The sequence below is a fragment of the Spiroplasma sp. SV19 genome (assembly GCF_030060925.1).
Classification (GTDB): domain Bacteria; phylum Bacillota_I; class Bacilli_A; order Mycoplasmatales; family Mycoplasmataceae; genus Spiroplasma.
Map to the genome: position 1 here is coordinate 768,254 of NZ_CP045455.1, position 14,545 is coordinate 782,798.

At 31.1% G+C, this 14,545-nt stretch carries 11 protein-coding genes; 3 read left to right on the top strand and 8 right to left on the bottom strand.

From position 1 onward, the window contains the following. Positions 1-7: 7 nt before the first annotated feature. Positions 8-475 (bottom strand): Lrp/AsnC family transcriptional regulator, encoded by a 468-nt coding sequence (locus E7Y35_RS03715; protein ID WP_283271644.1) that lies wholly within the window; start codon positions 473-475, stop codon positions 8-10. A gap of 259 nt (positions 476-734) precedes the next feature. On the opposite strand from E7Y35_RS03715, the gene argF reads away from it, so the two are divergent. Genes argF through aguA form a run of 3 tightly spaced genes read left to right on the top strand, consistent with a single transcriptional unit; the run spans position 735 to position 4,307 of the window. Continuing rightward, positions 735-1,802 carry an ornithine carbamoyltransferase gene (gene argF, locus E7Y35_RS03720; RefSeq protein ID WP_283271645.1) on the top strand — a complete coding sequence of 356 codons (1,068 nt, stop codon included), beginning with the start codon at positions 735-737 and terminating at the stop codon, positions 1,800-1,802. Positions 1,803-1,807: 5 nt separating this feature from the next. Continuing rightward, positions 1,808-3,217, top strand: coding sequence for an APC family permease (locus E7Y35_RS03725; RefSeq protein ID WP_283271646.1), 1,410 nt, complete (start codon positions 1,808-1,810; stop codon positions 3,215-3,217). A 1-nt stretch (position 3,218) separates the two neighbouring features. Next, positions 3,219-4,307: an agmatine deiminase gene (aguA, locus tag E7Y35_RS03730; RefSeq protein WP_283271647.1), complete on the top strand. Its 1,089-nt coding sequence runs from the start codon at positions 3,219-3,221 to the stop codon at positions 4,305-4,307. Between the two features lie 38 nt (positions 4,308-4,345). On the opposite strand, the gene E7Y35_RS03735 is transcribed toward aguA, so the two are convergent. From E7Y35_RS03735 to E7Y35_RS03765, 7 genes are all read right to left on the bottom strand, one after another. Continuing rightward, entirely contained in the window at positions 4,346-5,581 is a 1,236-nt protein-coding gene (locus tag E7Y35_RS03735; RefSeq protein ID WP_283271648.1) for a phosphoglycerate kinase, read from the bottom strand. A 64-nt stretch (positions 5,582-5,645) separates the two neighbouring features. After that, positions 5,646-6,587: a thioredoxin-disulfide reductase gene (gene trxB, locus E7Y35_RS03740; protein ID WP_283271649.1), complete on the bottom strand. Its 942-nt coding sequence runs from the start codon at positions 6,585-6,587 to the stop codon at positions 5,646-5,648. After that, complete coding sequence (locus E7Y35_RS03745; RefSeq protein ID WP_283271650.1) at positions 6,571-7,776, bottom strand: prolipoprotein diacylglyceryl transferase; 1,206 nt, start codon at positions 7,774-7,776, stop codon at positions 6,571-6,573. The genes trxB and E7Y35_RS03745 overlap by 17 nt, the downstream gene beginning before the upstream one ends. Positions 7,777-7,793: 17 nt before the next feature. Then, positions 7,794-8,717 (bottom strand): HPr(Ser) kinase/phosphatase, encoded by a 924-nt coding sequence (gene hprK, locus E7Y35_RS03750; RefSeq protein ID WP_283271651.1) that lies wholly within the window; start codon positions 8,715-8,717, stop codon positions 7,794-7,796. 39 nt (positions 8,718-8,756) lie between these two features. Then, positions 8,757-10,721: an excinuclease ABC subunit UvrB gene (uvrB, locus tag E7Y35_RS03755; protein WP_283271652.1), complete on the bottom strand. Its 1,965-nt coding sequence runs from the start codon at positions 10,719-10,721 to the stop codon at positions 8,757-8,759. A gap of 101 nt (positions 10,722-10,822) precedes the next feature. Further along, positions 10,823-12,340 (bottom strand): lipoprotein, encoded by a 1,518-nt coding sequence (locus tag E7Y35_RS03760; protein WP_283271653.1) that lies wholly within the window; start codon positions 12,338-12,340, stop codon positions 10,823-10,825. Positions 12,341-12,353: 13 nt separating this feature from the next. Beyond that, positions 12,354-14,543, bottom strand: a complete 2,190-nt coding sequence (locus tag E7Y35_RS03765) for an ABC transporter (RefSeq protein ID WP_283271655.1) — start codon at positions 14,541-14,543, stop codon at positions 12,354-12,356. Between the last annotated feature and the right edge of the window lie 2 nt (positions 14,544-14,545).

Sequence of the window (14,545 nt, forward strand, 5' to 3'; positions counted from 1 at the left end):
TGCGATGTTAAACATAATTTCGATCCTCTGGTTTTCATGAGTAAGAATCCCATAAGATCTCACTAATTAAATAATATCTAACATCTAAAATCCCAGGGTAACTCTCTAATTCACTAATAAAATTAATCATCTCTTTCCCTGATTGAAACCAACATTGAATGGCAAAATCTTGATCATGCCAATGGCGTGATAAATATGAAACATAAACTTTATTATGTAATCATTCTTGCAAAACTTTAATATCAACATCAGCATTAATTTTAAAAAAAATATCAACAAAATTAACATAGCCAAACGCATTTGGGTTAACAATACAAATGGGCTTAATAATGTTTTGTGTCATTAATTTATTAATACGAATTCGAATTGTTTTTTCAGAAATATTAATTATTTTACTAATTTTACGCACTGAAATTCGACTATTTTTTTGTAATTGTTCAATAATATCACGATCTATTTCATCTAGTCTTATCATCCTATTACCTCTCAATCTAAATTAAAAAAATAAAAAAACCTGATTTCATTCCAGTAGGTCCTTATTTTAAACATTATTACATAATTAAAATATTAATACTACTGATTAAAATCCCTAATTGTCCTTATTTATGCTTTAATTTTAACTTATTTCTAAAAAAAAATCCATTTTTCGCCTAATTAATTATCAAGTAATTGAACTTTTAATTTGTCAGAAAAGGATAGAAAAGTATAATGAAAATAAAGAAAGGAGAATTGTAATGAACCAATTACGACACTTTATTGATACCCAAGATTTTAGTAAAAATGAAATCTTAGATTTATTAACACTAATGCGAAAACTAAAAACGGCTCGTTATAATGGTGCTATTCCACCTTTATTGCAAAATAAAACATTAGCTATGATTTTTGAAGAACCTTCAACAAGAACAAGGGTTTCTTTTGAAACAGCAATGACATTATTGGGAGGACATGCCCAATACTTAAAACCTGGTGAAATCCACCTTGGTCGAAAAGAATCCCTTTATGACACAATTAAAGTTTTATCTCATATGACTGATGGAATTTTAATCCGTGCCTGAAAACACGAAACAGTAGAGGCAATTGCCAAAAATGCTGATGTTCCTGTTTTTAATGGCCTAAGTGATTATAATCATCCAACACAAGCTTTGTGCGATTTATTTACCATCTTAGAACACACTGACCCAACATTATATTTGAATAATGACTTTAGCAAATTAAAAATTGTGTTCATCGGTGATCGTACCAATGTTTGTAGTTCGCTAATGCACATTACAACAAAAATGGGAATGAACTTTGTTCATATTGCTCCCAAAAAATATCAATCACCACCAGCATGAATTGATATTGCCAAAGCAAACATTAAAGCAAACAATAGCGGTAGCGTTTTAGTTACTGAAGACTTAAATTATGTCAAAGATGCTAATATTATTTATACCGATTTATGATGATGAGTTGACCAGGAAGATGAAGCAGATGAACGCGTAAAAGCCTTTAAACCAACTTATCAAATTACCAATGCATTAATGACAAAAGCGGGACCACAAGCAAGATTTATGCACTGTTTACCAGCTTCACGAAATATTGAAGTTATGGATGAAGTTATTGACGGAACTCAATCAATTGTTTTTCAACAAGCAGAAAATCGTTTAACAGCACAACTTGCCTTGTTAGTTTACTTTATTTATCCTCGTCTTGATATCGCCACCGAAGCTACAAAAAACTACCATACTGGTGATATTACTAGTTGACTAGATGATATCAAACGCCCATGAAAACAACGTTACACTTTTAACCACCAAGAATAATTTTTATGAAAGCAAAAAAGTTAAAAATAACTGATATTATCCTTTTTACATTTAGCGCTATTTTTGTCCTTGACTCATTTGCTGCTGCTGCTAAAATTGGATGATCATCAATTATTTATTGATTTCTACTAGCAATCTTTTATTTTCTTCCCTATGGTTTTATTAGTGCTGAATTAAGTTCTACCTTTGGTGCTGAAGGTGGGATGTATGTTTGAGTTAAAAAAGCATTTGGACGAAAATGAGCTGCACGAACAAATTGGTTATATTGAATTAACGTTGGACTATGAATGCCATCTGTTTACTTAGCTTTTTCAAGTACGCTATCTTTTGCCTTTTTTAATAATACGCTAAACTTCTGAATTCAAATTGCAATTGCCTTATTGTTAACTTGGATTACAATCTTATTAAATTTTATTCGGTTAGAAAAACTAAAATGAATTCCAAACTTAACTTCAGTGGCAAAATTAGTTGTAACAATTAGTTTAATTGCGGGAGCAATTTACTGACTAGCAAATGGTAATCAAGTTTCAACTCCAATCAACGATGCTAACTTTGGTTTTTTGCCTTCCTGATCAACGGGTGTTATCTTTCTTCCTGTTATTATTTATAATTTTTCTGGATTTGAATTACAAAGTAATGCCACTGATAAAATTGATAATCCCCGTAAAACAATTCCTAAAAGTATTTTAATTAGTGGAATTATTATCATTATTTGTTATTTAGTTGGAACAGCAGCTGTTAACATTATTGTAGATGTTAATCATCTTGATGAAGCAAATGGAATTATTCAATCAATTGGTGCTGCTTTTAAAGCCCCTTGAGTAACAATGATTGTTGCGATTTTTATCTTATTTACCTTCTTTGGAACAATGGTTACTTGAACATCCGGAGCAAACTTAGCAATTAAAGAAGCTGCCGAAGATGGTGAATTTCCCTCAATCTTTGCTTCTAAATTAAAAAATGATACTCCATTATGAGCATCAATTATTACCGGTATTATTTCAACTGTTGTTATTTTAATTGGTGGTGCAATGTTGTCAGCAACACCAAATGTTGCCAATCTGTTTTGAACCTTATATGCTTTTTCATCCTTGATGTTTTTAGCACCCTACTTTTTAATCTTTCCTGCCTATATTAAATTACGACTTAGCAAGCCAGATATTGAACGACCGTTTAAAATTAAAGGACCATTATGAGTCCAATGAATTATTGTTTTATTCCCAACCATTATTATTCTTATTTCTGTTATTCTATTTATTTTTGGTAGTATCATTGTTCAAAATGATACCTGAGCTTTTAACAGTGGTGGTCAACATGTTACCTTTTGTATTGTCGGTAGCATCATTGTCATTATTGTTGGTGAAATTTTAATTAGTTATAACAAACGAAAACATAAAAAAGAAGGAGGACAATAAGATGAGTAAATTACTAACAACATTACCACAAGATGATGAATATTATATGCCCGGCGAATTTGAACCTCACCAAGGTTGTTGAATGGTTTTCCCAGAACGAATTGATAATTGACGAAAAAATGCGAAACCCGCACAAACAGTCTATGCTGAAGTTGCAAACACAATTAATAAATATGAACCTGTCACAATGGTTACTTCGCCACGAACAAAGGAAATTGCTACAAAACTACTAGATCCAACCATTAAAATTTTAGTATTCGAAAACGATGATGCTTGAATGCGTGATATTGGACCAACATTTTTAAAAAATAAAAGTGGTAATGTCCGTGCCGTTGATTGGGTTTTTAATGCGTGGGGTGGTTTAAATGGTGGGTTATATTATCCTTGGGATAATGACGACAAAATGGCAGCGGAAGTATGCACTTATTTAAAAATTGATCGTTATCGCACTACATTTGTGTTAGAAGGAGGAAGCATTCATGTTGATGGTGAAGGAACTTTATACACCACTGAAGAATGTCTATTAAATCCCAATCGTAATCCTGATTTATCCAAAACCGAAATTGAAACAGCTTTAAAACAATATTTGAATGTTAAAAAAGTAATTTGACTACCCTATGGCATATTTAATGATGAAACAAGTGGTCATATTGACAATATGCTATGTGTTGTAAAACCAGGAACTGTTCTCTTAGCTTGAACAGATGATCAAAATGATCCTCAATATGAACGTAGTCTTGCTGCTCTCAAACTGTTAGAAGCATCAACTGATGCAATGGGTCGTAAAATTGAAGTAATTAAATTACAAATTCCAACCCCAATGTATACAACAAACGAAGACACCAGTGATATTATTGGCAAAGCAAACGTTAAAGCACGTTTAGAAAATACACGGTTAGCTGGTAGCTATGTTAACTTTTATATTGCAAACGGCGCAATTATTTTACCAATCTTTAATTTAACAACAGATCAGCAGGCTATTGATATCATTAGTGCTGCCTTCCCCAATCATAAAATTGAACCAATTTATGCTTATGAAATTTTATTGGGCGGTGGAAACATTCACTGTATTACACAACAACAAATTTAAAAAAGAAAAAGGCGACAAAATTGTCGCTTTTTATTGTGTTATTTATTTTGTACCGCTTCAATTCCTGGTAATGGTTTACCTTCCATATATTCCAGACTTGCTCCCCCACCAGTTGAAATATGAGTAAATTTGTCTTTATAACCTAGTTGAATTGCTGCCGCAGCTGAATCACCACCACCAATTAAAGTAAAAGCATCTTTTAATTCGGCAATTGCCGCACAAATGGCCTTGGTACCAATACTATAGTTACTAAATTCAAATACTCCCATTGGACCATTTCAAGCAACTGTTTTTGCACCAGCTAACTCGTTTTTAAACAACTCAATTGTTTTTGGCCCAATATCTAAGCCCATATAGCCTTCATCAATTTCAGCACCATTAGTGACTTTTGCTGGAACATCAGCAAATTCTGGAGCTTCTAAGGCATCAATTGGTAAAATAATTTTCCCATTAGCTTTTGCTAAAAATTCTTTTGCAACATCAATTTTATCCGCTTCTAATAATGAATTCCCAATGTTATGACCTTGAGCAGCAAAAAAAGTATACGCCATTCCGCCACCAATTAAAATTTTATCAGCTTTTGTTAATAAATGTTCAATTACCCCAATTTTGTCTGAAACTTTGGCACCACCAATAATTGCAACAAATGGTTTAACTGGACTATCAACTCCTTGTGATAACATTTTTACTTCTTTTTCAACTAAAAATCCTAAGCATGATTCACCAATATTTGTAGCAATTCCAACATTTGAAGCATGCGCACGATGTGCTGTTCCAAAAGCATCATTAACAAAAACATCACCTAGGCTTGCTCAATATTTCCCTAAAGCTGGATCATTTTTACTTTCTCGTTTTGCTGTTGCATTGCCATTATCGTCAACACTAATTTGACTATTTTGGTCAAGAATATCAGCAAACCTTGTATTTTGAAATAAAATAACATCTTGGTTTTGCATTTGATTAATTGCTGTTTCTAATTCTTTTCCTTCAAAAGCATTCACGAATTTAACTGGTCTCCCTAATTTTTGTTCTAAAACTTTAGCAACAGGAGCCATATCACGTTTTTTTAAATCATCTGCTGTTTTTACTTTTCCTAAATGTGAAAATAAAATAACTTTTGCATCATGTTCTAATAAATATTTAATTGTTGGTAGGGCTGCTGTAATTCGATTATCATCTGTTACTTGCCCATCTTTCATTGGCACATTAAAATCAACTCTAACTAAAACTTTTTTTCCATTAACTTGGACATCTTTTAATTCTTTTTTATGCATAATAATTATTTTCTCGCTTTCTTTATTGTCTATCTAATATATATCTTACCGTAAATTCTGCCTTTTAACAGTAATTATCAAGGTATTCTAATGCAAATTGGGCTGCTTTTGCTCCATCGCTAACAGCTGTTGCAATTTGCCGTAATATCGTGTTAGTAACATCCCCAGCAGCATACAATCCTGGTACTTTTGTTAAACATTTATTATCAACAATAAAATATCCATTTTCATCTAACACATCTAAATTTTTTGCAAAATCACTAATAGGGATGGCCCCAATATATGGAAAGACTGCGCTAACATCTAATTGGCTTGTTTCATCCGTTTTAACATTTTTAATTACAATTGCTGTTACTCGATTAGCGCTAACATCTTTAATTTCTGTGACAATACTATCAACAATAAAATTAATTTTCGGATTGGCTTTTGCTTTATTCACCACATTAATGTCCGCACGAAATTGGTCACGACGATGAATTAAATAAACTTTATTAACAAACCGTGCTAAATACATTGCTTCTTCAATTGCGGCATAACCACCGCCAACAACAACGACATCTTTGCCCTTATATAAAGCACCATCACAAACAGCACAGTATGAAACACCACGACTATTTAATTCTAATTCCCCAGGAATTCCTAATTTTCGTTCAACAGTTCCTGTTGCTACAATTACTACTTTAGCAAACAGTTTTTCTCCTGATAATAAATCTAGTTCGAACAAATTATCTTTTTTAGTAATATTAGTTACCCGTTCTGCCAAATAGGGAATCTTTAATTTTTGTGTTTGTTCAAACATTTTTAATGCTAAATCTGGGCCTTGAATACTATCAAAACCAGGATAGTTTTCAATTTCACTTGTTTTTGTTATTTTTCCTCCAGGAGCTCCTTTTTCAATCATAGCAATATTAGCCATTGCTCGTGCCCCATAAATTGCTGCAGTCATTCCACCTGGACCTGCACCAATGATTAACATATCATATATTTCATTAGTATTGTTTTTCATATAATCATCCGCCTTTTCTTCATTTTATAACAGCTACTCACTGTGCAAATAATATTAAAATTAGTCCAATCCCAATCATTAAACTAAGAATAACATAATCAAGAACACGCATATTTTTAATAAATAAATCATGATCATTACGCTGTGTTTCTAAAATAATTCGAATGATATTATAACCAGCAATATACATTCCTGTTTGAACCCCACAACGTAAAATTTTTAAGCGATGTGGATTTTCAATTTTTTCCAACTCTCGTACATCAGCTTTTAAAATCTGTTTTAAGCGTGCTTTTTGATAGATGAAATAAGTTTTCATTACTTGTTTTTTGGTCATCTTATGTTTATTTTTAAAATAAATTTTTTTTAAATTTACTTCTTGTGCTAAATTGTTTACTATCATTGGATCAGGTTTAATGTCATAATATCATTTCCCTCAAACCCCTTTTCACGATAGTTTCGTAAAATTAGGTTCTTCTTTTTTAAACCGTCAATAATAACTATAACGAAATATTAATGGTAATGCAATCACAATTAAAATTCATAATAAAATATTAGCAAATGATTCATATAGGAAAATCGGTTGAAAATATTGAACATTATTAAAGTCAGTTGGACTAACAGGACCCCCACCAATTCCAACAGCATCAACTGGATGAAAATTATCTGGAATTGGATTTGGGACATATCACTTAAACAAATTATCACGAATAAAACTTGGTAATCACATCAATTGTTCTCGAGAAACAGGCGATCCTAATAATTCATGATTAAAAAAATTACCTCAACGACCAATTGCTTGCGCTAATAAAATATTTGGAACAATTAAATCAGCATAAACTCAAATTGAAATATTATGTTTGCGTGATTCAAAACCGAATCAAATTCAACCTGTTATTAAGCCAAAAATTAAACCACCATGAATACTCATTCCTGGTTCTCAAAATGCAAACAAGGTAAAAAAGAAAATTGGATTTTTCACATCATATTTTCCAAAAAAACTAGCTCCTAATAAAGCAATTGGTGAAATAACAAAGATACCTAAATATAATCCCTGGGTTGGAATATGACGCTTACGAAAATTAACTCACGACAAAATAATTGTAATTGCAAAACCACAAAAAATTAAAAATCAATATGGTCGAAATCAATTCCCATAAGTATCATGGGCAATTCATGTTGCTAAATTCACCAGGTCTACTCTCTTTTCTATTTTGAATATTCTTTAAAACGATCTTGTAATGTTTTCATTGAAGAAATTCCGGCTGCTTCTAATTTCAATTTTGAAACAGCTGTTTCAACTAATTCACTGACATTTCGTCCATATGTAACTGGAATTGTCACAATTGGAACTTGTATATCTAAAATTTTAGTATATTTATATTCTGAGCCAAGTCGATCAATTGATTTATATTGCTCATCCTCAAGATGAATTAATTCAATTACTAAATCAATTTGTGTTTCATCTAATAAAACTTGCAAACCATAAATTTTACTTAAATCCAAAATTCCTAAACCACGAACCTCAATTAAATTCTTTAACATTTCATGTGATTGGCCATATAATTTATTGTTGCGTTGTTGAATAATAATACGATCATCTCCAACAAATAAATGGTTTTTTTTAACTAATTCTAAAGTCATCTCTGACTTTCCAATTCCAGATTTCCCTTTTAATAAAATTCCTTTCCCAAAAATATTAATTAATGATGCATGTTCTTCTATTATTGGGGCAAAGTGTTCATCAAAAAATTCTAACACAACTTGATACAACCGGCTTGTTGTAATATTTTTTGCCAAAACAACAGGACAATTATGTTCTTCCGCAATTGCCAATAATAATTTGTCAGTAAACTTTTCTGTCAAAATAATCATTGGAATGTTTTCATTTAAAATATATTCATAACGTTCTTTTTTTACTACGTCACTTAACGTATTAACAAATAATTGTTCTTTGTTTGACAATAAAACTACGCGACGATTACTATTATTTTTTTCAAAATCAAATCCCGCTAATTCTAAACCCGGACGATTAAGACCATAAACTTTCACTTCACGATTAAGTCCTTTTGCTCCTGCTAAAACTTCATACTCAAATTTATCAACAATATCTTTTACAATAAACTTTTCCACCCTAAGTTCCTCCTTGTAGTTTAATACTATCACAAATTGTTATTCTGCTTCAATTTCAATAATAATATCACGCAATTCTGCTGCTCGTTCAAAGTCAAGTTTTTCACTTGCTTCATACATTTCTTTTCGTAAATCGTGTAATAATGCTTCTTTTGCTGTTTTGTATTCTTTTGATTTCTTATTTTTAATTTTTTGTAACTTATCATCATGTCGTTTAATGTTAGTATAATCACGAATACTTTTAATAATTGTTGTTGGAGTAATATGATATTTTTGGTTATACTCTTCTTGAATTCGACGACGTCGAGCAGTTTCAGCCATTGCCCTTGCCATTGCATCAGAAACATTATCAGCATATAAAATAACATGTCCACTAGCATTCCGTGCTGCTCGTCCTATCGTTTGGATTAAACTACGTTCATTACGTAAAAATCCTTGTTTATCAGCATCTAAAATACAAATTAATGAAACTTCTGGAATATCAATCCCTTCCCGAATCAAGTTAACACCAACAATGCAATCATAAACACCCTTTCGTAAATCCAATAAAATTTGACTGCGTTCTAGTGTTTTTAATTCACTATGCAAATAAGCAACTTTAACATTTTGTTCTTGTAAATAACTTGTTAAATCTTCTGACATTCGAATTGTTAAGGTCGTAATAAATACTCGCTCATTTTTTTCACGACGACTTTTAACTTGGGCAATAATGTCATCAATTTGACCGACCGTTCCTTTCACTTCAACGGTTGGATCCAATAAACCTGTTGGACGAATAATTTGTTCAACTACTTTTTGCTCAACTAATTCTAACTCATAATCACCTGGCGTTGCTGAAACATAAATAACATTCTTTAATTTCTGATTAAACTCATCAAAATTTAGCGGACGATTATCTAATGCACTTTTTAACCGAAATCCATAATTAACTAGTGTTTCTTTCCGACTACGATCAGTATTATACATTGCCCGAATTTGGGGTAGTGACATATGTGATTCATCAATAATTGTTAAAAAATCATCACCAAAAAAATCAATTAAAGTATAAGGAGCTTCACCTTCATTTCGTAAATCTAAATGCCGTGAATAATTTTCAATCCCTGAACAAATACCACTTTCTCGTAACGAATCTAAATCATATTCTGTTCGTTGTTTTAACCGTTGTGCCTCAACAATTTTTCCTTCTTGTTCTAATTCTGCTAGACGGACTTTTAATTCTGCTTCAATCCGTTTAATTGCCTCTACCAATCGTTCTGGAGAAGTAATATAATCCTGCGCCGGAAAAATGGTTAAGGTTGATAATCGTTGTGTAACATCACCAGTTAACCCATCAATATATGCCAAGTCCTCAATCTCATCACCAAATAAATCAATTCGAATAAAAGTTTTAATATTTCATCCCGGAACAATTTTAATAACATCTCCTTTTGCACTAAAACTCCCCGGAATTAATTCAATATCATTTCGAACATATCCAGATGATACTAAAAAAATTGCTAAATCTTTCTTACTAATTTTTTGGTTTCGATCAACTTGGAAAAACGATTTTTTATATTCGTTCGGGTCTTGGGCTCCATAAATTGCAGCAACCGAAGCAACAACAATCACATCTTTTCGCGTTGTTAAAGCATTAAAAGCACTTAAACGCATCATATCTAATTCCATATTTTGACGTGCATCCTTATCAATATATAAATCCTTACCAGGTAAATATGCTTCTGGTTGATAGAAGTCAAAATTTGAAACAAAATATTCCACTCGATTTTCAGGAAACATTTCTTTCAACTCAACATATAACTGCATTGCCAAAGTTTTGTTATGAGCCATTACTAATGTTGGCTTTTGATAATTTTCAATAACATTTGCCATTGTAAATGTTTTTCCAGTCCCAGTGGCTCCCAATAAAACTTGATGTTTTTTATCTGCAAATAAATTTGCTGTTAATTGTTCAATTGCTAACGGCTGGTCACCTGCTGGTAAATAATTAGCAGTTAATTTAAACATTATGCCACTCCCCTTATACTATTCTTTTTGTTCTATTTTAATTATATCAATCTTCGCCTTAAATATTTTAAAAATAAAAAAAGTAAAATTAATTTTACTTTTTATCCATTCGTAATATTAGCAACCGGAATATCAACTCCCGCTCAATAAATATCAACTGTTTCATTGGTTTTAAATTTCATAACTTGAACATCCATTTTATAAGTTCCAGTAACTTCACCACTAGCTGGCGTGATTGCTACTGTATATTTCCCTTCAACCAAGCTACCTCCGGCAGTTCCACCAGATGGCCGAGCATCAATTGTTGTATTTAAAATAACACCATTTTTATATTCTCTTGGCATTCATTTCAAAGTGGCTGCCTTAACTGCTGCTTTCAAATCATCTTCTTTATAATTACTATTTAAAAATGATGGCGCTGGAATTTTATTTGAAAACTTTGCTAAATCTAATTTAACAACTGGTTTATTTAAAACTCCAATTATAATTTCCAATTTTTTGACAACCGTTGTAGCCTTATCCTTTGCTGCAACAATAACTTTATATGGTTTTGCTAACAATGCTTTTGTATCATCAGTTTCATTCTCAACACTATATTCAATTTCAGCTTTATCAACTGCGGGAGCAACAAATGATTCAACATAATTTTTAACTGCTGCTTTTAAATCACTAACTTTGTTATCAACAGTTAAATCTACTGAAAAATATTTTGTTGGAATTGTTTCTAAATTAAATTTAAAATTAGCTTTATCAACAACATCAATTTTAAAGTTAGCTAATCCCTGAATTGTTTTAGCATCTTTTTTTGCTTCTAAACTGAGTTCATAAGTTCCCACGGCCAATTTTCCTCCTGGTGTTCCACCACTTGGTCTAGTTTTTACAACTAAGTTGACCTCAGCAGGATCAATTTTAATATTACTTTCTTTATCTAATTCAGCAATAATAATTTTTGTAATATCTGTTTCACTATCATCAGTTGTAAAAAAATCTTTTTTAAGTCAACCAAGATCAACCGCGCTTAAATCAGGTAAGACTGAATAACCATATTCATGAATTTTTGCTTTTCCACTAATATGGTAGTAACCCATCAATGTTTTCTTCGCAGCAGAACTGACTGTTGCTTTCTTATACATTGCAGCATCAACAAAATCTGATGATGGAACTAAACTCTGTGCAGTTTGAAACAATGTGCCACTTTCATTTGGCATAATTCTTGCAACAGCACCATTAATTCCTGACGGTTTATCCTTACTATTGCCTAATAAAGTAACAGTATATAAAGCCACTGCCAACGAATTAACAGCCGTTGTCCCTTGGTCATTATTTGTTCATGGATTTAATGAAGAGTCTTCTAACGAAGGATAACGTTCCCATTGGTTTTGCAAAATCTCTTGATAATTATAATAAAACTTATTTTCAGCAGCAGAAGCACCTTTTATGTATAAAATATTATACATTAAAAAGTTATTAACAGCATTGATAACTGCTGGAGCTGCGGCTTTAGCAACTTGATTATTCCCAGGAAAATCACCTAAACCATTTGTTTTACAACCAATAACATTAATTCCAACAGCTGCTGACAATGAAAAAGTTGTTAATAATGATAATAATTTTTTCATTTAGTGACCCCCCTTAATCAATTGAATTCCGTTCCATTTTTTTAATTTGTCTTTTACTTAATTTTGTATAAGAGTATTTTTCGCTAATATTTGTAAACAATATTTCATTAACTTTTGCTTTAATTTCTTTTTTCTGCTCTTTTGTTAAAATCAATAGAACACTTCTTTTATGAGCATACTCAGCAGTACTTTCAACTTGTGTCATTGCTTTAAAAATAACACTCATTCGATGTGTGCCATAATGGGCACGTAAGAACCGAACATGTAATGTTACTAATGTTATCACAATCATAATAATAGCCATTGTTAATAAGACTAAACAATTTTTAACAATATCTCATTGATAGTACCATAATTGTCCAGCACCTGATGCAATTCCATAAATAATATTTCCCATATTATGCATTGCATAAGTAAATGGCATAATATTTGATAATACATTATAGAATGGGTTTGACATAAACGCTGGGAATAAAATTCATCCACAAGCAAAGTTAAACATTAGCACAACCATATTTAAGACTCGCGAAGAAACTTCATCGGGAATTGATAACCATATTCCCCCAACAATAAAAGTAAAGATAAAGCCAACATAAAGCGAAAATAAATATAATAATCAGAATGATGAGCCTAATTGTCAAAATCCAATTGGTAATAACATTAATAATAAAATTGAAACTTGAATAATCATATTAACTTGTAAAATTAACATTTTACATAAATAATGTTGATAAAATCTAGTATTAGGTGTTCGTGACCGACGATTATAAATAATCGTTGAAGCAAAGATTCCAATAAAAGTTGCAATCAAGATAAATGCTTCTCCTAAACCAATTCCATATTGACTATATTGTTTTCCAACTAAAGTATATGGCATTTTAAAAATATTTATTAAATTAGAACCTGTTTCAGTAAAACTTTTTGATGCTTCTGAAAATTCAGTGTAATTCATTTCTTTCCGGTTAAAACTAACCTGGTGGGTTATAAAATCAATATCAAATGCTGGTTTAGGATTTGGGTTTTTAATTTGAAATAAATCATTAACAATTGGCATTAACGAAATTGGTTGTATCCCTGTTAAGAACCGATAAATTTCATCAGCAATTTTTGAACTAATATAGTTTCCTGAAATTGCAACATCTAAAATATTTTTTAGGGCAATCGCTCTTTTTTGTACCGGAATATAATCACTTAATTTAACAGAGGCTCCCGCAATTGTCATTGGTGGAACCAATGTTGGATCAATAAATTCAAATAGAAAACGGTTAATATCTGCTTCTTGAATTGTTCGATCATTAGGATTTGTTGAATTTGGTGGATAATAACTAAACATTGTAAACAAAGTTGTTGCCATTAACTGTGGCAAAATTTGTGCACTTAATGCTTTTGTTAAATTTCCATAGAAATTACTAATCATCCCACTTGCAAAATTTTGTCGAAATGTTCCTCAGAAAGTAATTCTATTTTTCAGAAATCAACGTAACTCTTTGATAATAATACCATTTAATTCTGTTGCTGGTAGAACATGTGTTGGATCACCATCTTTACAAACATTATTACCATCAAAACCATCAAAACAAGCATAATTTGCTTTATTCATGTTAACAATTAAAGTTGCCAAATGTTGGCTAAACCCTTGTGGAATTCGAATTTGAACTCAATATTTACTATCTAATTCACTAACATTTTGTCCTGAATAACGAACATAATCTCCCGAAACTTTTCCAACTTTTAAATCATATGTAAAACGGTTAGTTTCTTTATTATAAAAACTTAATTTCGTTACAGCTTCATCAGAAATACTTGTATAATAACCTATTTTCCCAACCATTTTTGCTTGTGAAGTACAATCTGCTTGATTATTAACAGTATAATCGAATGAAATTTCTTCTGCATTTAATAATGAATCAGTTCCATCGGTTGATGGTGGCAAGTTTTTATCATCTTTATAAATCATACAAACATTAGCATCTTGATTAACAATTGCCATTGGTATTCTTTGCAAATTTTGATACGGATTAAAGAAGGCTCAAATATAGAAAAACCCATAAATAAAAGTCATAAAACAACCAACAATAGCGATTACTTTATTAAATGGTTTTTCAACAAAAAATGCACGTAATTCGTTTTTTAAAATATCACTGAATTTTGGTTTAATATCAGTGTTATTCTTTTTATTTACTTTGTACTCATCATTCTTCATTG